This is a genomic window from Mesorhizobium sp. B2-3-7 (genome assembly GCF_006442695.1).
Lineage (GTDB): Bacteria > Pseudomonadota > Alphaproteobacteria > Rhizobiales > Rhizobiaceae > Mesorhizobium.
Window position 1 is genome coordinate 34,888 of record NZ_VFVV01000006.1, and the last position, 24,741, is coordinate 59,628.

Consider the following 24,741-nt stretch of genomic DNA (forward strand, 5'->3'; position numbering starts at 1 on the left):
CAATCAAGGAAAAAGCGGCGTCCTCGGGCGCCGTTTTCATTTTGCTATTGCAGATACAAAATATCCAGGATATAAGTTATCCATGTATTGGAGATTGGTATCATGAAACTCGGCGATGGCGTCGAAGCGGCCATCCACTGCGCGGCGACGCTGGCTGGCGTCGATGGCGACAGCACCATGCCAGGTGCGGCCCTGGCGGAGGCGTTTGGCCTGTCGCCGAGCTATCTCCTGAAACATCTCAACATGCTCACTGCTGCGCGCATCCTGGAATCCGTTCCTGGGCCGGCGGGCGGCTACCGGTTGGCGAAACCGGCCGAACGCATCACGCTGCTGGACATCGTGCTGGCGGTCGAAGGGCGCGAGCCGGCTTTCCGATGCGGCGAAATCCGCCAGCGCGGCCCGACGAAACTCGATGCATCGGCCTATGTCAGGCCGTGCGGCATCAATGCTGCGATGCTGAAGGCGGAGCGCGCCTATCGCGCGGCGCTGGCCGAGGTCAGGCTGTCCGACATCGTGTCGGACTTCATGAAAGGCGCCGATCCGCGGTCGGTCGCGGCAAGCTGCGCTTTCACCGAGCGCCACCAGCGGCAGCAGAAATCCAGTTCAACCAAGCAAGCATGAAAGGAAAGATGATGAGACAGAGGCTCCAGTTCTTCGCCAAGGCGCCCGAGATCATGAAAGCGGTGTCGGCGCTCAATAAGGCGGTCGACGAATGCGGGCTCGAGGAAAGCCTGCTGCACCTGATCAAGCTCAGGGCCTCACAGATCAATGGCTGCTCCTTCTGTGTCGAGATGCACAGCCGTGAGGCGAGGCGCGACGGCGAGACCGAACAGCGGCTTTATCTGGTTTCGGCCTGGAAGGAATCGCCGCTGTTTTCGGAGCGCGAGCGTGCCGCTTTGGCCTGGACCGAGGCCGTGACGCTGATCGCCAACAATGGTGTTTCGGACGAACTCTATGCCCGCACGCTGGAACATTTCTCGGAAGAGGAGTTGGTCAAGCTCTCCGTGGCGCTGGGCATGATCAATACCTGGAACCGGCTTTGCATTCCGTTCCACGCCATTCATCCGATGCCTGCCGCCAAGGCCGCCTGATTGTTCGATCACGATCGGAGCGCCGCCAAGGGAGGCGGCGCTCCCATTATTTCAAAGGGAGAGCGTTTGATGCTTGCCGATTTACCCGCCGCCTTGTTGGTTCTCGGCCGGCTGTTGCTTGGCGGCGGGTTTGTCTTCGCCGGCTTGCGCAACATCCAGAACGCGGGCTTCTTGACGGGGCTGATGGTCGCGCGCGGTGTGCCGCAGGCGCGGCTGGCACTTTGGGCCGGCATCGTGTTGCAGATCGTCGCCGGCGTGCTGGTGGTGACGGGCTTCTGGACCGCCACTGCCTGTGCGGTGCTGGTGCTGTTCCTGATCGTCGCCACGCCGATGTTCCACAATTTCTGGGATCATCAGGGACAGGAGCGTGCGTCGCGTATCAATGGTTTTGTTGGCAATGTCGCGCTGAGCGGCGGCTTCCTGACACTGATCGCCCAGTCGCTTTGACAGTTGCAGCTAGGCCGCGAACCGCAAACCACCATCGCAGGTTAATACCTGGCCGGTCATGAAGCCGTTGGAGACGAGGAAGGCTATGGCCGAGGCGACGTCCTCGGCGCGGCCGATGCGGCCGACCGGTGTCTTGCCGGCATAGTCGGCAAAGATCGCCTGCCGCTGCTCGTCCGGCAGAAAGTCCCACCAGGGCGTGTCGATGACGCCGGGCGCCACGACGTTGACGCGCAGTGGCTTCAGCTCGACGGCCAGGATCGGTGCCACCGTCAGGAGCATGCCATTGACGGCGCCGATGCCGGCGACGCCCGGCGTGGCGAGCTGGGCGGATACCGCCGAGATGAAGGTGACCGATCCTGATTTGTCCAGCGTTGGCAAGGCCGCCTGCAAGCAGGATAATTGCGGCCGCACCTTTTCGTCGACGCCGCCAGCGATATCGGCAAGGTCGAGTGTTTCGAACGGGCCAAGGCCCTTGCCGCCGCTCGCCGCCAAAACGAGATGGTCGAACGGGCCGAGACGCTCGAAGAAGTGGCGCACTTCATTCGGCTTTGACGCATCGAATGCCGCCTTGTCAGCGGCGCCACCGAGACTTTTCCATGCGCTGACGAGCTTGTCCTGATTGCGTCCGGTGATGGTCACCTTCATGCCGGGGCCGAGCAGTTTGCGCGCCGTCGCCAGGCCGATGCCGGACGAGCCGCCGATGACGACTGTGTGTTCGATCTTGTCGGTCATGAATGTTGTTCCTTCGATGTTGCCTGGCCGACAAGGTCCAGGCTCAAGACTCGCAATTGCTGTCTTGCCGTTGCGTCGTAAGCCTGGGCGTCCGCGCGGGATTCGCGCAGGCCGTCGAAATAGAGGCCGCTGCGCCCTTCGAGTGCGGATGAGGTGGCGAGGTTAAGGATAGCGTCGGCGCCGATTTCCACCGAGCTCCATGGCGTCACGCCTGCCTGCCGGACCATGGTCGTGTTCATGTAGCTCGCCGGGTGCAGGGCGTTGACAGTAACCCCGCTGCCCTTGAGCTGCTCGGCGAGATCGACGGTGAACAGGATCTGCGCCAGCTTGCTCTGGCAGTAGGCGCGCACGCCGCTGTAGCCATGGGTAAGCATAACGTCGCTAAAGTCGATGGCCTGCTGGCCCGCCGAGGCGACGTTGACGATACGCGCCGGCGCGCTGGCCTTCAGCAGGGGCAGCAATTCCTCCGTAAGCAGGAAGCCGGCGAGATAATTGACGGCGAAGCGCAGTTCATAGCCATCGGCGCTGACCTGCCTTTTGGCGTTTTGGCCAGCCGTGCCGACCCCGGCATTGTTGATGAGGATGTCGAGCCGAGCGGTTTTTTCACGCACGGCCTCGGCGAGCCGGCGCACCTCGGTCAGCGAGGCGAGGTCGGCTGCGAAGAACTCGGCCTCGCCGCCGGCCGCCTCGATGTCCGCGATCGCCACCTTGCCGCGCGCTGCGTCGCGTCCATGCACCAGCACCCGGGCGCCACCTGCGCCCAGCCGTTGCGCGACGACCCGGCCGACACCATCGGTCGAGCCGGTGATCAGGATGATCTTGTCTTTCAGGTTCATGTCTGGAGGCTCCAATCGTTGCTCTCGAGAGAAGATGGGGCAGCGGGTGCGCGCCAAACAGTTCAAACTTTATCCTGGTATCGGTACTGCTATAATAGGGTCATGGATGCTCCTTCTCATTCCGCTGAAGACAGCCGCCGGCGCGAGCTCGGCGCCTTCCTGCGCTCGCGCCGCGAGAGGCTTTCGCCACAGGCCGCCGGCATTGCCTGCGGCGCGCGGCGGCGCACGCCGGGCCTGCGGCGCGAGGAGGTGGCGATGATCGCCGGTGTCGGCACCACCTGGTACACCTGGCTGGAACAAGGAAGGGATGTCAGGCCCTCCGTAGAGGTGCTGGCGGCGCTCTGCGAGGCGCTGCGCCTCGACGCTGTCGAGAAGCGGCATTTGTTCATCCTCGCCGGCCGCCAGCAGCCGGAGCATCGTGGGGCGACGCCCGAAAAGGTCGACGGGCCGTTGCTGCACATGCTGCAAAGCCTTGTGCTGCAGCCTGCCTATGTGGTTGGCCGGCGCTGGGACGTGCTCGCCTGGAACCCGGCAGCCGCCGCGGTGTTCGGCGATTATGGCTTGCTGGAAGGCGACGCCCGCAACATCGTCCACATGGTATTTACCAACCCGCACCATCGCCGCCTGCTCGTCGACTGGGAAGAGCTTGCCCGCGTGGTGCTCGCTTCGTTTCGCGCCGAAAGCGCCAAATATGTCGGTGATCCCGATTTCGACCGGCTGATCGCGCTGATGATGCGCTCGAGCCCCGAGTTCCGCGATTGGTGGCCCCGACGTGACGTGGCGCGAAAGCTGACGGGTCTGAAGCACGTCCGCCATCCGACGGCCGGCGCCATGGCCTTCGAGCACATGAGTCTGTCGATCGACGATGGATCCGACATGCGGCTGGTCGTCTACACGCCGCTGGCCGAGCAGAACTCGATCGCCAAGCTGCAGAGCTTGCTTGATGCGCTGCCGGCCGAGCGGCGCAGCGCGTGAGCCTTCAGGGCAGGGTCAGGCCTTCGGCTTCAACCCGTCGAGAAACAATTGCTCCAGGAACCTCGCTGCGTCCTCGAAGCGGCCGTCGCCGCCACGGTTCGGGCCGAGCACGGCGCGGACCTGGACGTCGAAATCGGCATAGTGCTGGGTCGTCGCCCAGATCGAGAAGATCAGGTGCCAAGGATCCGTCCTGGCGATCTTGCCAGCGCGCATCCAGCCCTTGATGACGGTTGCCTTCTCGTCGACCAGCGTCTTCAGTTCGCCGGTCAGCAAGGGCATGATGCGTGGTGCGCCCTGCAGAATCTCGTTGGCGAACAGCCGGCTCTCGCGCGGAAAATCGCGCGCCATTTCAAGCTTGCGCCTGATGTAGCTCCTGAGCTCGGTCAGGGGATCGCCGATGTCGTCGAGTTCCCTGAGCGGCGCCAGCCATGTGTCGAGCAGGCGCTGCATCAGCGTCTCGTGAATGTCTTCCTTGCGGCGAAAGTAATAGAGCAGGTTGGGCTTCGACATCCCAGCGGCTTCGGCGATCTGGTCGATGGTCGAGCCGCGGAAGCCATTGGTGGAGAACACCTCGAGCGCGGCTTCGAGAATGAGTTCGCGCTTCTCCTGCTGGATGCGGGTACGGCGAGGGGCTTCCGTGCTGGTGTTCACCGTTGCGCGCCCTCGTGTTGAAAGCGGTCTGGCCCAATTCTCTGGACCAGTTTTTCCCCGGCCTGTGGAACGCACTTCAGGAGCCGCATTTCCGCTAGTAATCCCTTGACCGCCGACAGGGCGGTGCTAACGTTTGTCCAATCGGTCAAAAATTTGCGTAGCACGAAAGCGCGGCAAAGACCAAGCGTTGGACGTACCGAAACAGGTTACAAGGGGAAGTCTTGGTCATGTCCAACCGGCTGAAAGTCACGCCGAACGATCTCAGTGCATTCTGGATGCCGTTCACGGCAAACCGGCAGTTCAAGCAGGCGCCGCGCATGTTCGTGTCCGCCAAGGACATGCACTACACGACCAGCGATGGCCGCAAGGTGCTGGACGGCACCGCCGGCCTCTGGTGCGTCAATGCCGGCCATTGCCGGCCCAAGATCACCGAGGCGATCCAGCAGCAGGCCGCCGAGCTCGACTACGCTCCGGCCTTCCAGATGGGCCACCCGATCGTGTTCGAACTGGCCAACCGCCTGGTCGACGTCGCGCCGAAGGGCATGGATCACGTGTTCTTCACCAATTCCGGTTCGGAATCGGTCGAGACCGCATTGAAGATGGCGATCGCCTATCACCGCGTGAAGGGCGAGGGCTCGCGCACCCGTCTGATCGGACGCGAGCGCGGCTATCACGGCGTCAATTTCGGGGGCATCTCGGTCGGCGGCATCGTCACCAACCGCAAGATGTTCGGCACGCTGCTCGGCGGCGTCGACCATATGCCGCACACCCACCTGCCGGAGAAGAACGCCTTCTCCAAGGGCGTGCCGGAACATGGCGCGGAGCTTGCCAACGAGCTGGAGCGCATCGTTGCGCTCCATGACGCCTCGACCATCGCGGCCGTCATCGTCGAGCCGGTCGCTGGCTCCACCGGCGTCATCCTGCCACCCAAGGGCTATTTGCAGAAGCTGCGCGAAATCTGCACCAAGCACGGCATTCTGTTGATCTTCGACGAGGTCATCACCGGTTTCGGCCGTCTTGGCGCGCCGTTCGCGGCCGATTATTTCGGCGTCACGCCTGATATCATGACCACCGCCAAGGGCGTTTCCAACGGCGTCATCCCGATGGGCGCGGTGTTCGTGAAGAAGGAAATCCACGACGCCTTCATGACCGGCCCCGAGCACATGATCGAGTTCTTCCACGGCTACACCTATTCGGGCAATCCGATCGCCTGCGCCGCGGCGCTCGGCACGCTCGACACCTACAAGGAAGAGGGCCTGCTCACCCGCGGCGAGGAACTGGCGCCCTATTGGGAAGACGCGCTGCATTCGCTGAAGCGCGAGCCGCATGTCATCGATATCAGGAACATCGGCCTGATCGGTGCGATCGAGCTGGCGCCGATTGCCGGCAGCCCGACCAAGCGGGCCTTCTCGGCCTTCGTCAAGGCGTTCGAGCGCGGCGCGCTGATCCGCACCACCGGCGACATCATCGCGCTGTCGCCACCGCTGATCATCACCAAGGGCCAGATCAACGAACTGATCGATCATGTGCGTGAGGTACTGAGGTCGATCGACTAGACTTGCTTTTATCTGGGCGGGTGGCGATGGAAACCGCCACCCGCCCAGAGCATGAAATGGAAGGACGTGGAATGGCCGCACCCGGCGAGAATCTGCGGATCAATTCAGACCGTTTGTGGGATTCCATCATGGAGATGGCGAAGATCGGCCCCGGCATTGCCGGTGGCAACAATCGCCAGACCGTGACCGACGAGGACGGCGAGGGCCGGCATCTGTTCAAGCGCTGGTGCGATGCCGCCGGGCTCGAAATGGGCGTCGACGAGATGGGCACCATGTTTGCCAGGCGCGAAGGCGCCGATCCCAGCCTGCCGCCGGTCTATGTCGGCAGCCATCTCGACACGCAGCCGACCGGCGGCAAGTATGACGGCGTGCTCGGCGTGCTCGGCGGCCTGGAGATCGTCCGCTCGCTCAACGATCTCGGCATCAAGACCAAACATCCGATCGTGGTCACGAACTGGACCAACGAGGAGGGCTCGCGTTTTGCCCCGGCGATGATGGCGTCCGGCGTATTCGCCGGTGTGCTCGACCAGGCCGACGTCTACGAGCATACGGACAAGAACGGCAAGAAATTCGGCGAGGAACTGGAGCGTATCGGCTGGAAGGGCACGGAGAAGGTCGGCGATCGCAAGATCCACGCGTTTTTCGAACTGCATATCGAGCAAGGGCCTATCCTCGAGGACGAAGGCATCGACATCGGCGTCGTCACCCATGGACAGGGGCTGAAATGGCTGCAGGTGACGCTGACCGGCAAGGAGGCGCATACCGGCTCGACGCCGATGCCCAAGCGCCGCAATGCCGGGCTCGGCATGGCGCGCGTGATCGAACTGGTGCACGAGATTGCCATGGACTACCAGCCGGACGCCGTCGGCGCGGTCGGCCACATGGAAGTCTATCCGAACTCGCGCAACATCATCGCCGGGCGCACGATCTTCACTATCGACATCCGCTCGCCGGAGAAGGAAGTGCTCGACGCCATGGATGGGCGCATCCGCGAAGGCATCGACACGATATGCGAGGCGCTCGACATCCAGTACAAGATCGAGCAGGTCGGCCATTTCGATCCGGTCACCTTTGACAAGGGCTGCGTCAAGGCGATCCGTGATGCCGCCGACCGGCTCGGCTACACGCACCGCAACATCGTCTCGGGCGCGGGCCACGACGCCTGCTGGATCAACCGCGTCGCGCCGACCGCCATGGTGATGTGCCCCTGCGTCGACGGTCTCAGCCACAACGAGGCCGAGGAGATCTCCAAGGAATGGGCGGCGGCAGGAGCCGACGTGCTGTTCCATGCCGTGGTGGAGACAGCGGTCATCGTGGAGTAAGCTGGAAAGCTGGATTTCCAAACGCTGCTCGCAAGAAGCGCGAAGGAACAAGGGAACGAGAAAAATGACCAAAGTCATCAGAAACGGCACCATCGTTACCGCCGACCGCACATGGAAGGCCGACGTGCTGATGCAGCACGGCAAGATCGTCGCCATTGGCTCGGACCTACACGGCGACCATGAGTTCGACGCCACCGGCTGTTATGTCATGCCAGGTGGTATCGATCCGCATACTCATCTCGAAATGCCGTTCATGGGCACCTATTCGGCCGACGATTTCGAGTCCGGCACGCGCGCGGCACTAGCCGGCGGCACGACGATGGTGGTCGATTTCTGCCTGCCGTCGCCGCAGCAGTCGCTGCTCGAGGCCTTGCAGATGTGGGACAACAAGACCTCGAAGGCGTCCTGCGATTATTCCTTCCACATGGCGATCACCTGGTGGGGCAAGCAGGTGTTCGACGAGATGGCCACCGTCGTCGACAAGGGCATCACCTCGTTCAAGCATTTTATGGCCTACAAGGGCGCGCTGATGGTGGACGACGACGAGATGTATGCGTCGTTCCAGCGCTGCGCCGAGCTCGGCGCGCTGCCGCTGGTGCACGCCGAGAATGGCGACGTGGTTGCGGCGCTCTCGCAGAAGCTGCTTGCCGCCGGCAACAATGGCCCGGAGGGGCACGCCTATTCGCGCCCGCCGGAAGTGGAAGGCGAGGCGACCAACCGCGCCATCATGATCGCCGACATGGCCGGCGTGCCGCTCTATGTCGTGCATGTTTCCTGCGAGCAGGCGCACGAGGCCATCCGCCGGGCGCGTCAGAAAGGCATGCGAGTGTTCGGCGAGCCACTGATCCAGCACCTGACGCTGGACGAGAGCGAGTATTTCGACAAGGACTGGGACCATGCGGCGCGCCGCGTGATGAGCCCGCCCTTCCGGAACAAATTACACCAGGATTCGCTGTGGGCCGGCCTGCAGGCGGGATCGTTGCAGGTGGTGGCGACCGACCACTGCGCCTTCACCACGGACCAGAAGCGCTTCGGCGTCGGCAATTTCACCAAGATCCCGAACGGCACGGGCGGCCTCGAGGATCGCATGCCGGTGCTGTGGACCAGGGGCGTCAACACCGGGCGGCTGACGATGAACGAATTCGTCGCCGTAACCTCGACCAACATAGCCAAGATCCTCAACATGTACCCGAAAAAGGGCGCCATTGTCGAAGGCGCGGATGCCGACATCATCGTGTGGGATCCCAAGCGCAAGAAGATCATTTCTTCGAAGAAGCAGCAGTCGGTCATCGACTACAATGTCTTCGAAGGCGTCGAAGTGGCAGGCCTGCCGCGCTATGTCTTCTCGCGTGGCGAATTGTCGATCGAGGAGACCGAGGTGAAGGCCAAGCCTGGCCATGGCCAGTTCGTCGGCCGCGAGCCGAACGCGGCGGTTAACCGGGCACTGTCGAACTGGAAGGAGATCACCGCGCCGCGCAAGGTGGAGCGGACAGGCATTCCGGCGACTGGGGTTTGAGCTTGCGCAGCTCGAAAAGCGCCAAGAAACTGATGATCGCCGACAAGGACGGCACCGTCTGCGGGGAAGTTTCCGGGTGCCGATGATTGCCGAAGTTGGTGCTGCCCCTCATCGCCCTGCCGGCACCTTCTCCCCGTATAGGGACGGGGAAAAGGGAACTGAACGCAATCTTGGCGCCCTTTCCGGCAACGCTGGAAATCGGCGAAATCCTTCGCGAAATCGTCCTTCTCCTCGTCCCTATACGGGGAAAAGTGCCCGGCAGGGCGATGAGGGGCAGCGCAAACCTCAAGCAATTGGCCGATGGGCGCTTAGCCCCGCAAGGCCGGCTTCAGGCGACCAATGCATCCAGTTCCGGCAGCAGGACGACGCTTTCCTGCTCTTTGGGATCGGTGCGGGCAATGACGGCCGAAGACGGGGCCCTACTCAGATTGGCGGGCAGATGCGGCACGCCGGCCGGAATGTAGAAGAGGTCGCCGGCTTTGGCGACGATGTGGTTCTCAAGCCGGTCGCCGTACCAGGTATGGACCTCGCCGGAGAGCACGTAGATCGCCGTTTCATGGTTCTCATGCAGATGCGCCTTAGCGCGGGCGCCGGGCGGCATGGTGAGCACATGCATGCAGATACCAGATGAGCCGACCGACTCGGTGGCGATACCGGCGAAATAGGTCAATCCCTGCTTGCCTTCATAAGAGCTTTCAGGGCGGATAAGATGGCAAGTGGGTTGAGGCGACATCGGGGAAACTCCGGGCGTCGAATGAGTGGAACAAGACCAATGGGACTGGGCGAGTGGAAAACAACATCGCGATAAAAGCAATCGGAATCGGGCCGGCACTAAAGGGGCAGGAACAGGCAGGCCGCGGCCGATGACGGGGATTTCGCCAGCCGTCGTCGCGGCAAGCAAGCTTGGCCTGACCTTCCAGACCAATGACGGGCCGGTACAGGCGCTGTCCAATGTCGACCTGACCATCGGCAAGGGTGAGTTCGTTTCCTTCATCGGGCCGTCGGGCTGCGGCAAGACGACCTTGCTGCGGGTCATCGCCGATCTTGAGAAGCCGACCTCGGGGACCATTTCGGTCAACGGCATGACAGCAGAACAGGCGCGCGAGAAACGCGCCTACGGCTATGTCTTCCAGGCCGCCGCCCTGTTTCCCTGGCGCACCATCGAGCGCAACGTCGCGCTGCCGCTGGAGATCATGGGTCTGTCCGGGGCGGAGCAGGGAGAGCGGATCAGGCGCACGCTCGATCTCGTCAACCTTTCCGGCTTCGAGAAGAAGTATCCTTGGCAGCTTTCCGGCGGCATGCAGCAGCGCGCCTCGATCGCTCGCGCGCTCGCCTTCGATGCCGACCTTCTGTTGATGGACGAGCCGTTCGGCGCGCTGGACGAGATCGTGCGCGACCATCTCAACGGGCAATTGCTGCAATTGTGGGCGCGCACCAACAAGACCATCTGCTTCGTCACGCACTCCATTCCCGAGGCGGTGTATTTATCGACGCGCATCGTCGTCATGTCGCCGCGTCCGGGCCGCGTCAGCGACGTCATCGAATCGACGCTGCCGAAGGAGCGGCCACTCGACATCCGCGAGACGCCGGAGTTCCTGGCGATCGCCGCACGGGTGCGAGACGGCTTAAGGGCAGGGCACAGCTATGATGATTGAGCGGGGGCAGGATGGACTGGCGGCAGCGCCCCGAAAGGCGCCTCCACCTCACGAAGGAGCGGCCACCTACGCCTTCGTCATTCTAGGGCGGAGTAGCCGCGAAGCGGCATACGTAGACCCTAGGATCCATGCCGTGACGCCTGCCGAAAGGCGCAAACAGTCGAGAATATTCGGCAGGCTAAGCGGCGCGGAGGGAGCCATATTCCGAATGGTCGCGGAGCGGAGAGGTAACGGCATGAATTCTAGGGTCTGCGCCGCGTCGCTTCGCTCCTTGCTTCGCCCTAGGATGACGAAGGCAAGGGCCCCCGACCTCCGCTTCGCTCCGGCCACCCTCTCCCCGGTGGGGAGAGGAGAAGGGCGGCGCTAGATGGACACCTTCCGCTCAAAGGTCATCCCGGTAACCTCCATCCTCGCCGGCGTGGTCGTACTCTGGTACGTCTTCGCCGTCATACTCAACACGCCGTTCCAGCGCGATCTCGACCAACGTGCCAACGAAACGCCCGGCACCGTCGAGTTCATCGGCAAGACGCTCTCGCAGCCGAAGCCGACGCTGCCGGCGCCGCACCAGGTGGCGGTGAACTTTTTCGAGAACACGTTCCTGCGCAACGTCACTTCGAACCGCAGCCTGGTCTACAATGCCTGGGTGACGCTGTCCTCGACGCTGCTGGGCTTTGCCTTCGGCACGGCGCTCGGCATCATCATCGCGGTGGGCATCGTACATGTGGCGACGCTCGACCGCAGCCTGATGCCATGGATCATCGCCTCGCAGACCATCCCGATCCTGGCGGTGGCGCCGATGATCATCGTGGTGCTGGCGGCGATCGGCATCACCGGCCTGATCCCGAAGGCGATGATTTCGACCTATCTGTCGTTCTTCCCGGTGACGGTTGGCATGGTGAAAGGCCTGCGCTCGCCCGAGATCATGCATCTCGACCTGATGCACACCTACAATGCCAGCCGTGCGCAGACCTTCTGGAAGCTGCGCGTGCCGGCCTCGGTGCCGTTCCTGTTCACCTCGATGAAGGTGGCGGTGGCGGCCAGTCTGGTCGGCGCCATTGTCGGCGAACTGCCGACGGGCGCCGTCGCCGGCATCGGCGCCAAGCTGCTCGCTGGCGCCTATTACAGCCAGTCCATCGACATCTGGTCGGCGCTTGTCGCGGGCTCGATCGTGGCCGCGCTGCTGGTCATGGTGGTCGGCATTGCCGGGCGCCTCGTCGACCGCGCCATGGGCGGGAGGCCGGCATGAACCGGCTGAAGCCTTCCTGGCAGGCTGTGCTGGCCATCGTGCTGTGCCTGATGGCGGTCGCACTCGGCGCCATGTCGAAGCCGGAAGCGGCGGCGCTAGCGGACCCGACAACCAGCGCCAACTATCCCTATCTCGGAACGAAGGGCCTGATGTTTGGCCTTGCCATGCTGACGGCCCTGGTCTCGATGATCAGGATTTCGCCCTTTGTGGAAGCGGTCGTACTGTTTGTCGGCGCCCACCTCGTCGCCTGGCTGCTGATCTCAGGTATCGCTGGTTTCGAAGGCACGGCACTGGCGCCGTATTTCGTGCTGCTCACGGCCGCCTGGCTGCTTGGCTGGCGCTGCGTCGCGGCGCTATCGGGACTGCACCCCACCGCAAGCTGGATGCGCACGGCGCTGCGCCTGATCATCCCCGCCATCTTCGGCGCCTGGATCCTGATCATCTGGGAAGCGGTGACGCGTGGCGCCGGCATCCCGTTCATCCTGTTGCCGCCGCCGAGCGCCATCGGCGCGCGCATCGCCAGTTCGCTGCCGATCCTTGGCGCCGATGTCCGGCAGACCATCTTCAAGGCTGTTATCTTCGGCTATATCGTGGGCAGCGGCGCCGGCTTTGTCACGGCCATTCTCGCCGACCGGGTGCCGTTCCTGCGGCGCGGCCTGCTGCCCATCGGCAACATGGTCTCGGCGCTGCCGATCATCGGCGTGGCGCCGATCATGGTGATGTGGTTCGGCTTCGACTGGCAGTCCAAGGCGGCTGTCGTCATCATCATGACCTTCTTCCCGATGCTGGTGAACACCGTCGCCGGTCTGGCCGCGTCCGGCCATATGGAGCGCGACCTGATGCGCACCTATGCGTCGGGCTACTGGCCGACGCTTATCAAGCTCAGGCTGCCGGCCGCCGCTCCCTTCATCTTCAACGCGCTGAAGATCAACTCGACGCTGGCGCTGATCGGCGCCATCGTCGCCGAGTTCTTCGGCACGCCCGTCGTCGGCATGGGCTTCCGCATCTCGACCGAAGTCGGACGGATGAACATCGACATGGTCTGGGCCGAAATCGCAGTTGCAGCCCTTGCGGGTTCGGTCTTTTATGGGGTGGTCGCTCTTGTCGAAAGAGCCGTCACGTTTTGGCATCCCTCTGTCCGTGGTGGATAGGGGCGGTGGGTTTGGGCACTAACTCCAGAGGGAAAAAAATGAAAAGACTGATTATTCCTGTACTGGCCGGCGCGATGTCGCTGGCCGCGTTCCAGGCAATGGCTGCCGACAAGGTGACGTTGCAGCTGAAATGGGTCACGCAGGCCCAGTTTGCCGGTTATTACGTCGCCAAGGCGAAGGGCTTCTACGAGGCCGAGGGTCTCGACGTCGACATCAAGCCGGGCGGTCCCGACATTGCGCCCGAGCAGGTGATCGCCGGCGGCGGCGCCGATGTCATCGTCGACTGGATGGGCGGCGCGCTGGCAGCCCGCGAAAAGGGCGTGCCGCTGGTCAACATCGCCCAGCCGTTCAAGAAGGCCGGCATGGAACTGGTCTGCCCGAAAGACGGCCCGATCAAGACCGAAGCCGACTTCAAGGGCCACACGCTCGGCGTCTGGTTCTTCGGCAACGAATATCCGTTCTACGCCTGGATGAACAAGCTTGGCCTCAAGACCGATGGCGGCCCGGATGGTGTCACCGTTCTCAAGCAGAGCTTTGACGTGCAGCCGCTGATTCAGAAGCAGGCGGATTGCATCTCGGTCATGACCTACAATGAATTTTGGCAGCTGATCGACGCCGGCTACAAGCCGGAGCAGCTCACCGTGTTCAACTACTCGGCGATGGGCAACGACCTGCTCGAGGACGGGCTTTATGCCTCGGAGGATAAGCTCAAGGATCCGGCCTTCGAGGACAAGATGGTGCGTTTCGTGCGCGCCTCGATGAAGGGTTGGAAATACGCCGTCGACAACAATGACGAAGCGGCCGAGATCGTCATGGACGGTGGCGGCCAGGACGAGAACCACCAGAAGCGTATGATGAGCGAAGTCGCCAAGCTCATCGACAATGCCGACGGCAAGCTCGACCCAGCGACCTATGAGCGTACCGCCAAGGCGTTGCTCGACCAGAAGATCATCACCAAGGAGCCGAAGGGCGCCTATACCACCGCGATCACCGACAAGGCGATCAAGTAGGCCTCAAAGCGGCCTCGTGACGGGGCTTGATGGACGATGTTGGAGGGGCGGGCGACCGCCCCTTTTTCATGCGGCCAAATCACAAAAGCGTGTGCCTGGATACATTGGGGCGGCCGAGCGTTGCGTCGGAGGCATGCGCGTGCGGGGAGCCACGGCGGATGCTACAGCCAATCGGAGGTTCTTCATGCGCACACAGACCGTCTTGCCGACGCTTTCGGCGCTGGCCATTTCGACCGCTTTCCTGTTCGCGTCGCCGGCCCTGGCCGACATGATGAAGTTCAAGGCGACGCTCGATGGCAGCCAGCAGAGCCCACCCGTCACTACCAAGGGCAAGGGAACCGCCACATTCACCTTTGACACCGCCAAGAAGAAACTCAGTTGGAACGTCAAATACTCCGGCCTCAGCGGGCCGGCGACGGCCGCACATATTCATGGCCCGGCCGCGAAGGGGGAAAATGCGGACCCCGTAATCCCGTTCAAAAAACTCAAGAGCCCGATCAAGGGATCGGCGACATTGACCGATACGCAGGTGACCGATCTGGAGGCCGGCAAATATTACGTCAACATACACACCGCGGCCAACAAGGACGGCGAGATCCGCGGTCAGATCGAAAAGGCGGCGGCGGCGATGTAACGCGACGTCGCTCGGGGCGCGCGCCCGTATTTGCTTGCGAAAGCTTTGCGGGACAGCGCCGCCCTTTCTCCTGCCGGAAACCGACTTTCAGGCCTTGTCTCTTATCTGCGTCATCGTTCGGGTCGGGGTGATTGCCTCCGGATCGAGCCGGATCTCGACGATTGCCGGCTTGCCGCTGGCGCGAGCACGCTCGAAGGCAGGGGCGAAGTCGGCGGTTTTCTCCACCGTTTCGCCATGGCCACCATAGGCACGCGCCAGGGCGGCGAAGTCCGGATTCTTGAGGTCCGTGGCCACCACCCGCCCGGGGTATTCACGCTCCTGGTGCATGCGGATGGTGCCGTAGATGCCATTATTGACGACGATGACGATGATCGGCAACCCGTATTGCACGGCGGTGGCGAATTCCTGCCCGTTCATCAGGAAGCAGCCGTCGCCGGCGAAAGCGACTACGGTGCGATCCGGATAAAGCGCCTTGGCCGCTACCGCCGCCGGCGTTCCGTAACCCATCGAGCCTGAGGTCGGCGCGCCCTGTGTGGCAAAGCGGCGGAAGCGATGGAAGCGGTGCACCCACGTGGCGTAGTTGCCGGCGCCGTTGGTCAGGATGGCATCGTCGGGCAGCACCGTTTCGAGATAGGTCATGATCAGCCCCATCTGGACGGCGCCCGGACCGCTTTCCGGTGGGGTCGACCAGTCGAGATAAGCGGCATGGAGCTTTGCCGTCTCCGCCGCCCAGCCCGGCGATGCCGGTCCCTTCCGGTTGGCGAAGGCGCGCACGAAGGCGGCGGGCGAGGCGTTGATCGCAAGTGTTGGACGGTAGACGCGGCCTAGTTCGCCGGCATCGGGGTGGACATGGACCAGCGTCTGGTCAGGGTAGGGGCTCTTCAGCAGCGTATAGTCCGAGGACGGCATCTCGCCCATGCGGCCGCCGATCAGCAGCATCAGATCGGCCTGCTTGATTGCTGTCGCCAGCTTCGGGTTGATGCCGATGCCGACATCGCCGGCATAGTTCGGGTGCAGATGATCGAACAGCATCTGGCGGCGGAAGGAGCAGCCGACCGGTAGCGACCACGCCTCGGCGATGCGGGTGATTTCCTGAACAGCCTGGAAATCCCAACGTGTGCCGCCCAGGATCGCGATCGGTCGTTTGGCGGCATTGAGCAGCGCCTCGAGCCGGTCGAGTTCGGCTTCGGCGGGGCTGGTCTCGACCGGGGTGTAGGCGATCGCGGCCGGTGCATCGACGACACTGGTCAGCATGTCTTCCGGCAGCGAGATGACGACGGGACCTGGGCGTCCGGAGGTCGCCACGGCAAAGGCGCGGGTGACGAATTCGGGAATACGCGACGCATCGTCGATCTCTACCACCCATTTTGCGATGTCGCCAAAGAACCTGACATAGTCCACTTCCTGGAAGGCCTCGCGCTGCTTGGCGTGGCTGGCGACCTGGCCGATGAACAGGATCACGGGAACTGAATCCTGCATGGCGATATGGATGCCGGCGGAGGCATTGGTGGCGCCGGGGCCGCGGGTGACGAAGCAGATACCGGGTTTGCCGGTCAGGCGGCCTTGGCAGTCGGCCATCATGGCGGCGCCACCCTCCTGGCGGCAGACGATGGTGCGGATCGCCGAATCGTGCAGCGCGTCGAGCACCGCGAGGTAGGATTCGCCTGGCACGCAGAAGATACGGTCGGTGCCGTTGGCCTCGAGCGCGTCGACGATCAATTGTCCGCCGGTTTTCATTTTGCTCTCTCCAGTTCGGCAAGGATTTCGTCAGTATGTTCGCCCAGGCGGGGCGAGGGGCGCTCATAGACGAGCGGTGTTTCGGACATGATCATCGGTGCGCGAACCGAGGGCAGAAGATTGCCATGGCCGTCGTCGAGATCGAGCCGCATGCCGCGCGCGATCGCCTGCGGGTCGGCGAACATCTGTCCGATCGTGTTGATCGGGCTCGCCGGCACGCTGGCCGCTTCCAGCTTGGCCAGCAGCGGGTCGCGATCCTTGGTCTTCAGCGCCTCGACGATCCGCTCGCGTAGCGCCGCCCGGTTGGCGACGCGGGCCGGATTGGTGGCGAAATCGGGATTGCCGGGCAATTCGTCCAGCCCGACCACCGCGCAGAACCTGGCGAACTGGCCGTCATTGCCGACCGCCAGGATGATGTGACCGTCCCGGACCGGCAGCACCTCGTAGGGCGCGATGTTCATATGCGCGTTGCCCATCTGCACAGGCGACTTGCCGGAGACGAGATAGTTGAGGTTCTGGTTGCCGAGCGCCGAGATTTGGGTGTCGAACAATGCCATGTCGATGTGCTGGCCTTCGCCGGTTTTTTCGGCGTGGCGAAGTGCCGCCTGGATGGCGATGACGGAATAGAGGCCAGTGAAGATGTCGGAGATGGCGACGCCGGCCTTCTGCGGCTCGCGTCCCGCCTCGCCGGTGATCGACATCATGCCGGCCATGCCCTGGATGATGAAATCGTAGCCGGCGCGCGGCGCGTAAGGACCGTCCTGGCCGAATCCGGTGATCGAGCAATAAACGAGGCGCGGATTGATCTTGCGCAGGCTGTCATAGTCGAGTCCGTATTTCTTCAAACCGCCAAGCTTGAAGTTTTCGATCAGCACGTCAGACGTTGCCACCAGCCGGCGCACGGTTTCGGCGCCCTCCGGTGTCGAAAAATCGATGGCGATGGAGCGCTTGCCGCGATTGCAGGAATGGTAATAGGCGGCCGACAGGTTCTCGCCATCCTTGCCCATGACGAAGGGCGGGCCCCATTTGCGGGTGTCGTCGCCGCCGTCCGGGCTTTCGACCTTGATGACGTCGGCGCCGAGATCGGCAAGCAACTGCCCGGCCCAGGGCCCGGCAAGGATGCGGGCGAGTTCGACGACGCGGACGCCTTTCAGCGGGGGCTCAGCCATAAATCACCAGAATTGGTCGGAACCGAAGCCTCTATCAACAGAGATTGCCGCTGTCACGGCTCTTGCAATGGGCCAACGCTTCATCGCGTCAGGATCGTCTCGGCCCATGCCGCGAAATCGTCCATGACGATGTCGCGATTCACCTCGTTCAGGCTTTCGTGGCGGGTCTCGCTGTAAACCTTTGAAACGAGATTCGAAAAGCCCATTTTGCGCATGCGTCCGGCAAGCTGGATGATCCCTTTGCCATAATCCGAGGCAGGGTCTTTTTCGCCCCCCACGACGCTGACGGGGAGGTCGCGCCGAACGCCGACGAAACCGGCGTCCCTGCCGCCATTGAGCGCCATCTGCACGACATCGCGCCACATCGACACCGAGGCGTCCCAGCCGCATAGCGGGTCGGCGATGTATTTGTCGACCTCGGCGGGATCGCGTGACAGCCAGTCGAACAAGGTGCGGTGGTTGGGCACCGCCTTACCCCAGGCCTGGAAGGTGAGTTTCGGCAGCAGGCGCGATGGGACGTCCGAGCCGAGCCGCATCCTTTCCCATGCAAGGATGCCGAGCGCCACCTGCCCGAGCAGGCCAGCTGAAAAATTGCCATTCCAGATGGCGGCGGCGTGAACGCGGTTCGAATGGGCCAGGAGAAAGTTCAGCGCCACGGACGCGCCCATCGAATGGCCGAACAGGATGACGGGCAGGCCCGGCTGCTCCCCGGCGATGAGATCATGGATGGCGCCGACATCGGCGATGACCTTGGCGGGGCCGTCCTCATGCGCGAACCTGCCCAGCGGTGCGTCGGGTGCCTTCGTTGTGCCATGGCCGCGATGATCGTGAACATAGACACTAAAGCCGCGCGCGCCCAGGAATTCGGCAAAACGATCATAGCGCGCCGCATGCTCTGCCAGCCCGTGATTGATCTGGATGACGGCGCGCGGATGGCCGTCGGCCTGCCGGACCAGAAGATTGAGGTCGGCGCCGGTCGGCGAACGGACCATGCGCTGCTGGCTGAATGACATTCAGTGATTTCCACCCTGGCCCGCCTCGGTGGCGCCGGCCTTGTTTGCGCCGGGGCCGGTTCAGCGTCAATCCGCCATTCCGGATTTCTCGCGATGATGTTTCTTGCATCTGGCCGGTGGAATATCGCAATTCTGACATGGAGACAGCTTCAGTCTGTCGCCCACCTTTTTCATCCAGGGATTCCCATGCGCATTGCTGTTGTTTTCGGATTGGCCATGTTGGCGGCATCGTTAACGGGTGCGGCCCATGCCGACGTCAGGATGAGTGGCACCTTCGTTGCCGACGCCTCCTGTCCGGCGACGCAAGCCATCAAGAACGGCAAGAATCCCGGCAATGTCTCGACTGATGCCGGACAGAGCTATCAACTGCTGGCGGGCAACAAGGATGCGCCGACGCACTATCTCATTCTGGTGCCGGGCGCAGATCCGGATCGGCGCTGGGTGAAGGTCAGTTGCGGACATCTCTCCGGCAGCAGCGCAGCAACGCTGCCGGCGACCCCCGGCGGGCAGGGCAAGCCGGCGGCGTCGGGAAAACCCGAATATGTCTTCGCGCTGAGCTGGCAGCCGGCTTTTTGCGAGACCAAGTCCAGCAAGAGCGAATGCAAGGCACAAAACCCGAATGAATTCGATGCCAGCAACTTCACCTTGCACGGCCTGTGGCCGCAGCCGAACGGGAACTTCTATTGCCAGGTACCGGCCAGCGACAAGGCCAACGACAGTCCGGCGCACTGGAAGGATCTTCCGCCTGTCAATTTGGACGCCGGCACGCGCGCGGAACTCGACAAGGTTATGCCGGGCACCGCTTCGCAGTTGGAGCGGCATGAATGGATCAAGCACGGCACCTGCTACGGCAAGAACCAGCAGGAGTATTTTTCCGACGCACTCGGCCTGATGCGCGCGGTGAACGGCTCAGCGGTGCGCGATCTCTTCGCCAAGAACATTGGCGGCAAGCTGACGGCGGACCAGATCCGCGGCGCCTTCGACCAGGCCTTTGGCGCCGGCGCCGGCGATCGCGTGCGCGTCTCCTGTGTCATCGATCCGTCGAGCGGCCGGCGGCTGATCGGAGAGTTGACGCTTGGCCTTGCCGGTCCGATCGGCCCAAACAGCTCGCTCAAGGACCTGCTGCTGGCCTCGGTGCCGACCAACAAGGCCGGTTGCCCGACCGGAACCGTCGACGCAATCGGGTTCCAGTAGGTCCTGAGCTCATTCCAGCCGGCAGGCAGGCCGGGGCGCCAACGCCCGTTGTTGTGCGGCCTGTGATCGGTTCGATGCGGCGAAAGCGATTGCCGTTCGGCTCCGCATCGCCTACATAGCGGCCAACCTCCATTCAGATCGACAAATCAGTCAGTTTTTCAGGGAAAGCGCGCGTGGCACGCCAGTTCATCTATCACATGTCAGGCCTGTCAAAGGCCTACGGCACCAAGAAGGTGCTCGATAACGTTCATCTGTCCTTCTACCCGGACGCCAAGATCGGCATTCTCGGTCCTAACGGTTCGGGTAAGTCGACCATCCTGCGCATCATGGCCGGGCTCGACAAGGAGTTCCAGGGCGAGGCGTGGCTGGCCGAAGGCGCCACGGTCGGCTACCTGGCGCAGGAGCCGCAGCTCGACAACAGCAAGACCGTGCGTGAAAACGTCATGGACGGCGTCGGCAGGAAGACCGCCATCATCGAGCGCTACAACGAATTGATGATGAACTATTCCGACGAGACGGCAGACGAGTCGGCCAAGCTCCAGGACGAGATGGATCGGCTCAACCTTTGGGACCTCGAGCAGCAGGTCGAGATGGCGATGGACGCGCTGCAGTGCCCGCCGGCCGATTCCGAGGTGACCAATCTGTCGGGCGGCGAGCGCCGCCGCGTGGCGCTGTGCCGGCTGCTCCTGGAACAGCCCGACCTGCTTTTGCTCGACGAGCCGACCAACCATCTCGACGCCGAGACCACGGCGTGGCTGGAAAAGCACCTGCGCGACTATCCGGGCTCGGTGCTGATCATCACCCACGACCGCTACTTCCTCGACAATGTCACGGGATGGATTCTCGAGCTCGATCGCGGCCGTGGCATCCCTTACGAGGGCAACTACACCAAATATCTCGACGCCAAGGCCAAACGCCTGATCCAGGAAGGCCGCGAGGACGACGCCCGCCAGAAGTCGATCTGGCGCGAGCGCGAGTGGATCCAATCCTCGCCGAAGGCGCGCCAGACCAAGTCCAAGGCCCGTATCAAGGCCTATGAGGAACTGGTCGAGCAGTCGCAGAATCGCAAGCCGACCGACACGCAGATCGTCATTCCGTCGGGCGAGCGCCTCGGCAATGTCGTCATCGAGGTTGAAGGGCTCACCAAGGGCTTCGGCGATGAGCTTTTGATCGAGGACCTGTCGTTCAGGCTGCCGCCGGGCGGCATTGTCGGCGTCATCGGCCCGAACGGCGCTGGCAAGACGACGCTGTTCAAGACCTTCACTGGCCAGGAAAAGCCTGATGCGGGGTCGATCCGCATCGGCGAGACGGTCAAGCTCGGCTATGTCGACCAGAGCCGTGACGCGCTGGACCCGAACAAGACGGTGTGGGAAGAAATCTCCGGTGGCGCCGAAGTCATCAAGCTTGGCAAGCACGAGGTCAACAGCCGCGCCTATTGCTCGTCCTTCAACTTCCGTGGCGGCGATCAGCAGCAGAAGGTCGGCAACCTTTCGGGCGGCCAACGCAACCGAGTGCATCTGGCCAAGATGCTCAAAGGCGGCGGCAATGTGCTTTTGCTCGACGAACCGACCAACGACCTCGACACCGAGACGCTGAGCGCGCTCGAAGACGCGCTGGAAGCCTATGCCGGCTGCGCTGTCATCATCAGCCACGACCGCATGTTCCTCGATCGCATGGCGACCCACATGCTCGCCTTCGAGGGCGACGCGCATGTCGAATGGTTCGAAGGCAATTTCGAGGAGTATGAGAAGGACAAGGTTCGCCGCCTGGGCGCGGAGGCGGCGGCCCCGCACCGCATGACGCATAAGAGGCTGACGCGGTAAGGGCCGTTATTGCAGTGGCGGTTCCGGGTCGGCGACGACGGGATCGTCATCCAATTGGGATAGCCGGCTTGTCGCGCCGGTCATGGAAGGTGGCAACCGCCGCGAGGTCTTACCGTTGAACAGCCCAGCAAAGCCCGATTGGTCCGCCGCCCAATATTTGAAGTTCGAGGACGAGCGCACGCGTCCTGCGCGCGACTTGGTGGCGCAGGTGCCGGTCGACTTCCCCCGCAGGGTTGTCGACATAGGCTGCGGGCCGGGCAATTCGACGGAGCTTCTGGTCGCGCGCTGGCCGGATGCACAGGTGAGCGGCTTCGACACGTCTCCCGACATGATCGAGAAGGCTAGGGCACGCCTGCCCAATGTCAGCTTCGACCTTGCCGATGCCTCGACATGGGCGCCGGCTCAACCGGTCGATGTGATCTTCGCCAATGCCGTGTTCCAGTGGCTGCCGGAACATCCTGATGTCTTCCAGCGGCTGATGGGGTTTCTTGCGCCCGGCGGCGCGCTCGCCGTGCAGATGCCAGACAATATGGGCGAGGATTCCCACAGGCTGATGCGCGAGACCGCCGCCGAAATGCCGTTCGCAGCCAAGCTGAAAGGGGCGGCGCGCGCGCCGCTGCCGCCGGTGTCGTTCTATTATGATCTGTTGTCGCCACTCTCGGACCGGCTCGACATCTGGCACACGGTCTATAACCATCCGCTGGCCGACGCCGGGGCGATCGTGGAATGGGTGAAGTCGACGGGCTTGAAGCCTTTTGTCGACCCGCTCGATGCGGACGAGAAGATGCTGTTCCTCGAAAGCTACACGGCCAGGATCGCCAAGGCCTATAACAAGACCGCAAATGGCAAGGTGCTGTTGCGTTTCCCGCGCATTTTCATTGTCGCCAAGCGGGCTTGAACGACAACGTCGATGAGGAGCCGGGGCAGTTCGTGTGCAGCCGCGACGGTGCATGCTGGAACAACTCACAGACTAACACCAAACTGTGCGCATGGTGAGGGGACGTGGGAACCGGTTTAAGCTGGCATAAACCGGCTCAATGCGACAAGGGTTGCGCCGGGCCTCCCTTACGCCCACATCAAAGCCCCTGAACGCCTGCGGATGGGACGGACTGGACATGCATCGCGTCATCATCAGCGGTATCGGCGTCGAAATCCCCGAGCCAGAGATCAGCAATGAGGAACTGGTCGCCAGTTTCAACAGCTGGGTCGACACGGAAAACGCGCGCCGGTCGGGCACGGACCAGCCGCTGCTGCAGAAATCGGACAGCGACTTCATCGTCCACGCCTCGGGCGTGCGCAGCCGTCATGTGATCGAGCGCGAAGGCATACTCGACCCGACCCGTATGGCGCCGCGCATTCCCGCACGGCCGGACGATGCGCTGTCGCTGGAGGCCGAGTTCGGCATCGCTTCGGCCCGCAAGGCGCTTGACCATGCCGGGTTGCTGCCCTCCGATATCGACCTAGTGATCTGCTCGGCCTCGCACCACCAGCGGCCCTATCCTGCGATCGCCATCGAGATGCAGCAGGCCCTGGGCACCAAGGGGGCGGGCTTCGACATGGGGCTCGGCTGTTCCTCTGCCGCGGCAGCATTGCACATGGCGGTCAATCTCGTGCGTGCGGGCGCCCACAAGCGCATCCTAGTGACGACGCCCGAGATCATCACCGGCCATCTCAATTTCCGCGACCGGCAGACGCATTTCATCTTCGGCGACGCCTCGGTGTCGATGGTGGTCGAAGGGCTGGCACTCGGCGAGAAACGGCCGGGACGTTTCGAAGTGCTCGACACGCGCATCTGGACGCAGATGTCGAACAACATCCGCACCAATCTCGGCTACCACACCCGCACCGCACAGGACGATCCCTACAGGATCGATCTGGAGGGCAATCTGATCAAGCAGGTCGGCAACAAGGTGTTCAAGGAAGTCACCGTCGCTGGGCACAAATTCATCGTGGAGTTCCTGGCCGAGCACGGCCTGACGCCGCAGGCGGTGCGACGCTTCTGGCTGCACCAGGCCAATGCGCGCATGAACGCCATGATCCTGAAACTCTCATTCGGCCACGAGGTCGATCATGACCGCGCGCCCATGGTGCTGGAGCGTCTCGGCAACACGGCGGGCGCCGGCGCCATCGTCGCGCTGTCGGAGAACCATGCCGACATGAAGGCGGGCGACTTCGGGCTGATCTGCGCTTTCGGCGCGGGGTATTCGATCGGCGGCGCGCTGCTGCGGATGCTGTAGGACGCGCTTGCCGCTTCAGGCCGGCGAAAAGGGAACGAGCATCGGCACGCGGCGCGCGTAATCGTCATAGGCGGGCCCAAGCTCGCCGCGCAGGAAACTTTCCTCCAGCCTCGCCTTGATGACGATCCCGACAAGCAGCAGGGCGGCGCCCGCGACGCCCCATACCGTGCCCTTGACGGCCATGGTGGCGAGGACCGAAAGCAGCAGGCCGGTATAGATCGGATGACGGACAAGCGCGTAAGGGCCGGTGTCGATGATGCGATGATCGGCCTTGGCCGTTACCGTGCTGGACCACAGCCGGCCGAGATGCAGGCGGGCCCACCATGCACAGGCGATGCCGATGGCGATCAGGGCGACGCAAATCCAGGCTTGGGTGAGCGTCGGCGTCCAGAGCCGAAGCCGACCCACATAGCCGTGCGCCGGAACGAACAGCAGGACGGTACCGGCGAGCCAGAGAACCCGATATCGCGCCTCCGCCCTGAAATCCGCCCGCTTGCGCACGGGATCGGCCCATGAAGCGGCAAGGATCCACGATACCAGCCAGAACAACCAGAGCGCGGCAACGGCGTGTCCCACCTGCATGACCCGAACCTCCTCCCGATCTGGCGCCATCGTCTATGCCGGCGGCGCGGCGGCAATGCGGCGCGCTGAGGACCGCAACGGCGTTTCCGGTAAGAAAGTCGTGATCGGCATCAAACGGCGTGATCGGATCATCAGCGCTTTCGACTGGACCGCATTGCGCAGGG

At 63.2% G+C, this 24,741-nt stretch carries 24 protein-coding genes; 16 read left to right on the forward strand and 8 right to left on the reverse strand.

Annotated features, from left to right (window positions below; genetic code table 11):
* Positions 1 to 102: 102 nt before the first annotated feature.
* The 3 genes from FJ940_RS13185 to FJ940_RS13195 all read left to right on the forward strand — a co-directional run bounded on the left by FJ940_RS13185 (position 103) and on the right by FJ940_RS13195 (position 1,538).
* Positions 103 to 621 carry an Rrf2 family transcriptional regulator gene (locus FJ940_RS13185; protein WP_140495111.1) on the forward strand — a complete coding sequence of 173 codons (519 nt, stop codon included), beginning with the start codon at positions 103 to 105 and terminating at the stop codon, positions 619 to 621.
* Between the two features lie 11 nt (positions 622 to 632).
* Complete coding sequence (locus tag FJ940_RS13190; RefSeq protein WP_140495113.1) at positions 633 to 1,091, forward strand: carboxymuconolactone decarboxylase family protein; 459 nt, start codon at positions 633 to 635, stop codon at positions 1,089 to 1,091.
* A gap of 69 nt (positions 1,092 to 1,160) precedes the next feature.
* Positions 1,161 to 1,538 (forward strand): DoxX family protein, encoded by a 378-nt coding sequence (locus FJ940_RS13195; protein ID WP_140516666.1) that lies wholly within the window; start codon positions 1,161 to 1,163, stop codon positions 1,536 to 1,538.
* A gap of 9 nt (positions 1,539 to 1,547) precedes the next feature.
* Here FJ940_RS13195 and FJ940_RS13200 read toward each other — a convergent pair whose 3' ends face one another.
* Complete coding sequence (locus FJ940_RS13200; RefSeq protein WP_140516664.1) at positions 1,548 to 2,270, reverse strand: SDR family oxidoreductase; 723 nt, start codon at positions 2,268 to 2,270, stop codon at positions 1,548 to 1,550.
* On the reverse strand, positions 2,267 to 3,106 hold the full coding sequence (locus tag FJ940_RS13205) for an SDR family NAD(P)-dependent oxidoreductase (protein ID WP_140516716.1): 840 nt from the start codon (positions 3,104 to 3,106) through the stop codon (positions 2,267 to 2,269). Before FJ940_RS13205 ends, FJ940_RS13200 begins: the two co-directional genes overlap by 4 nt.
* A 102-nt stretch (positions 3,107 to 3,208) precedes the next feature.
* On the opposite strand from FJ940_RS13205, the gene FJ940_RS13210 reads away from it, so the two are divergent.
* On the forward strand, positions 3,209 to 4,081 hold the full coding sequence (locus tag FJ940_RS13210; protein WP_140656782.1) for a helix-turn-helix transcriptional regulator: 873 nt from the start codon (positions 3,209 to 3,211) through the stop codon (positions 4,079 to 4,081).
* A gap of 15 nt (positions 4,082 to 4,096) precedes the next feature.
* Here the strand turns inward: FJ940_RS13210 and FJ940_RS13215 are convergent, their stop codons facing one another.
* A complete protein-coding gene (locus tag FJ940_RS13215) occupies positions 4,097 to 4,732 on the reverse strand; it encodes a TetR family transcriptional regulator C-terminal domain-containing protein (RefSeq protein WP_140495120.1) in 636 nt (211 codons plus the stop codon).
* Between the two features lie 227 nt (positions 4,733 to 4,959).
* Here FJ940_RS13215 and FJ940_RS13220 point away from each other — a divergent pair, with 227 nt between their 5' ends.
* The 3 genes from FJ940_RS13220 (at position 4,960) to hydA (ending at position 9,126) form a co-directional block, all read left to right on the forward strand.
* A complete protein-coding gene (locus tag FJ940_RS13220; RefSeq protein ID WP_140656784.1) occupies positions 4,960 to 6,288 on the forward strand; it encodes an aspartate aminotransferase family protein in 1,329 nt (442 codons plus the stop codon).
* A gap of 71 nt (positions 6,289 to 6,359) precedes the next feature.
* Positions 6,360 to 7,610, forward strand: a complete 1,251-nt coding sequence (locus FJ940_RS13225; RefSeq protein WP_140656785.1) for a Zn-dependent hydrolase — start codon at positions 6,360 to 6,362, stop codon at positions 7,608 to 7,610.
* Between the two features lie 64 nt (positions 7,611 to 7,674).
* Positions 7,675 to 9,126, forward strand: coding sequence for a dihydropyrimidinase (hydA, locus tag FJ940_RS13230; RefSeq protein WP_140656786.1), 1,452 nt, complete (start codon positions 7,675 to 7,677; stop codon positions 9,124 to 9,126).
* A gap of 328 nt (positions 9,127 to 9,454) precedes the next feature.
* Here hydA and FJ940_RS13240 read toward each other — a convergent pair whose 3' ends face one another.
* A complete protein-coding gene (locus FJ940_RS13240; protein ID WP_140656787.1) occupies positions 9,455 to 9,859 on the reverse strand; it encodes a cupin domain-containing protein in 405 nt (134 codons plus the stop codon).
* A gap of 130 nt (positions 9,860 to 9,989) precedes the next feature.
* Between FJ940_RS13240 and FJ940_RS13245 the strand changes: the two genes are divergently transcribed.
* The 5 genes from FJ940_RS13245 to FJ940_RS13270 all read left to right on the forward strand — a co-directional run bounded on the left by FJ940_RS13245 (position 9,990) and on the right by FJ940_RS13270 (position 14,822).
* Complete coding sequence (locus tag FJ940_RS13245) at positions 9,990 to 10,781, forward strand: ABC transporter ATP-binding protein (protein WP_140495131.1); 792 nt, start codon at positions 9,990 to 9,992, stop codon at positions 10,779 to 10,781.
* 367 nt (positions 10,782 to 11,148) lie between these two features.
* Positions 11,149 to 12,027, forward strand: a complete 879-nt coding sequence (locus FJ940_RS13255) for an ABC transporter permease (RefSeq protein WP_140495135.1) — start codon at positions 11,149 to 11,151, stop codon at positions 12,025 to 12,027.
* Positions 12,024 to 13,178: an ABC transporter permease gene (locus FJ940_RS13260; protein ID WP_140656789.1), complete on the forward strand. Its 1,155-nt coding sequence runs from the start codon at positions 12,024 to 12,026 to the stop codon at positions 13,176 to 13,178. The genes FJ940_RS13255 and FJ940_RS13260 overlap by 4 nt, the downstream gene beginning before the upstream one ends.
* Positions 13,179 to 13,216: 38 nt before the next feature.
* Complete coding sequence (locus FJ940_RS13265) at positions 13,217 to 14,188, forward strand: ABC transporter substrate-binding protein (RefSeq protein WP_140521233.1); 972 nt, start codon at positions 13,217 to 13,219, stop codon at positions 14,186 to 14,188.
* Positions 14,189 to 14,372: 184 nt separating this feature from the next.
* Positions 14,373 to 14,822, forward strand: a complete 450-nt coding sequence (locus FJ940_RS13270) for a CHRD domain-containing protein (protein ID WP_140521232.1) — start codon at positions 14,373 to 14,375, stop codon at positions 14,820 to 14,822.
* Between the two features lie 87 nt (positions 14,823 to 14,909).
* On the opposite strand, the gene FJ940_RS13275 is transcribed toward FJ940_RS13270, so the two are convergent.
* The 3 genes from FJ940_RS13275 to FJ940_RS13285 all read right to left on the reverse strand — a co-directional run bounded on the left by FJ940_RS13275 (position 14,910) and on the right by FJ940_RS13285 (position 18,741).
* Entirely contained in the window at positions 14,910 to 16,559 is a 1,650-nt protein-coding gene (locus FJ940_RS13275; RefSeq protein ID WP_140656790.1) for a thiamine pyrophosphate-binding protein, read from the reverse strand.
* A complete protein-coding gene (locus FJ940_RS13280) occupies positions 16,556 to 17,728 on the reverse strand; it encodes a CaiB/BaiF CoA-transferase family protein (protein ID WP_140516648.1) in 1,173 nt (390 codons plus the stop codon). The genes FJ940_RS13275 and FJ940_RS13280 overlap by 4 nt, the downstream gene beginning before the upstream one ends.
* A gap of 80 nt (positions 17,729 to 17,808) precedes the next feature.
* Positions 17,809 to 18,741 (reverse strand): alpha/beta hydrolase, encoded by a 933-nt coding sequence (locus FJ940_RS13285; RefSeq protein ID WP_140656791.1) that lies wholly within the window; start codon positions 18,739 to 18,741, stop codon positions 17,809 to 17,811.
* Positions 18,742 to 18,927: 186 nt separating this feature from the next.
* On the opposite strand from FJ940_RS13285, the gene FJ940_RS13290 reads away from it, so the two are divergent.
* The 4 genes from FJ940_RS13290 (at position 18,928) to FJ940_RS13305 (ending at position 23,995) form a co-directional block, all read left to right on the forward strand.
* Complete coding sequence (locus FJ940_RS13290; RefSeq protein WP_140557505.1) at positions 18,928 to 19,935, forward strand: ribonuclease; 1,008 nt, start codon at positions 18,928 to 18,930, stop codon at positions 19,933 to 19,935.
* A 173-nt stretch (positions 19,936 to 20,108) separates the two neighbouring features.
* Positions 20,109 to 21,758: an energy-dependent translational throttle protein EttA gene (gene ettA, locus FJ940_RS13295; protein ID WP_140567404.1), complete on the forward strand. Its 1,650-nt coding sequence runs from the start codon at positions 20,109 to 20,111 to the stop codon at positions 21,756 to 21,758.
* A 115-nt stretch (positions 21,759 to 21,873) separates the two neighbouring features.
* Complete coding sequence (gene tam, locus FJ940_RS13300) at positions 21,874 to 22,656, forward strand: trans-aconitate 2-methyltransferase (RefSeq protein WP_224684568.1); 783 nt, start codon at positions 21,874 to 21,876, stop codon at positions 22,654 to 22,656.
* A 217-nt stretch (positions 22,657 to 22,873) separates the two neighbouring features.
* Positions 22,874 to 23,995, forward strand: coding sequence for a beta-ketoacyl-ACP synthase III (locus tag FJ940_RS13305; protein WP_140559509.1), 1,122 nt, complete (start codon positions 22,874 to 22,876; stop codon positions 23,993 to 23,995).
* 15 nt (positions 23,996 to 24,010) lie between these two features.
* On the opposite strand, the gene FJ940_RS13310 is transcribed toward FJ940_RS13305, so the two are convergent.
* Positions 24,011 to 24,577 carry an isoprenylcysteine carboxylmethyltransferase family protein gene (locus FJ940_RS13310; RefSeq protein ID WP_140557515.1) on the reverse strand — a complete coding sequence of 189 codons (567 nt, stop codon included), beginning with the start codon at positions 24,575 to 24,577 and terminating at the stop codon, positions 24,011 to 24,013.
* Positions 24,578 to 24,741 lie beyond the last annotated feature (164 nt).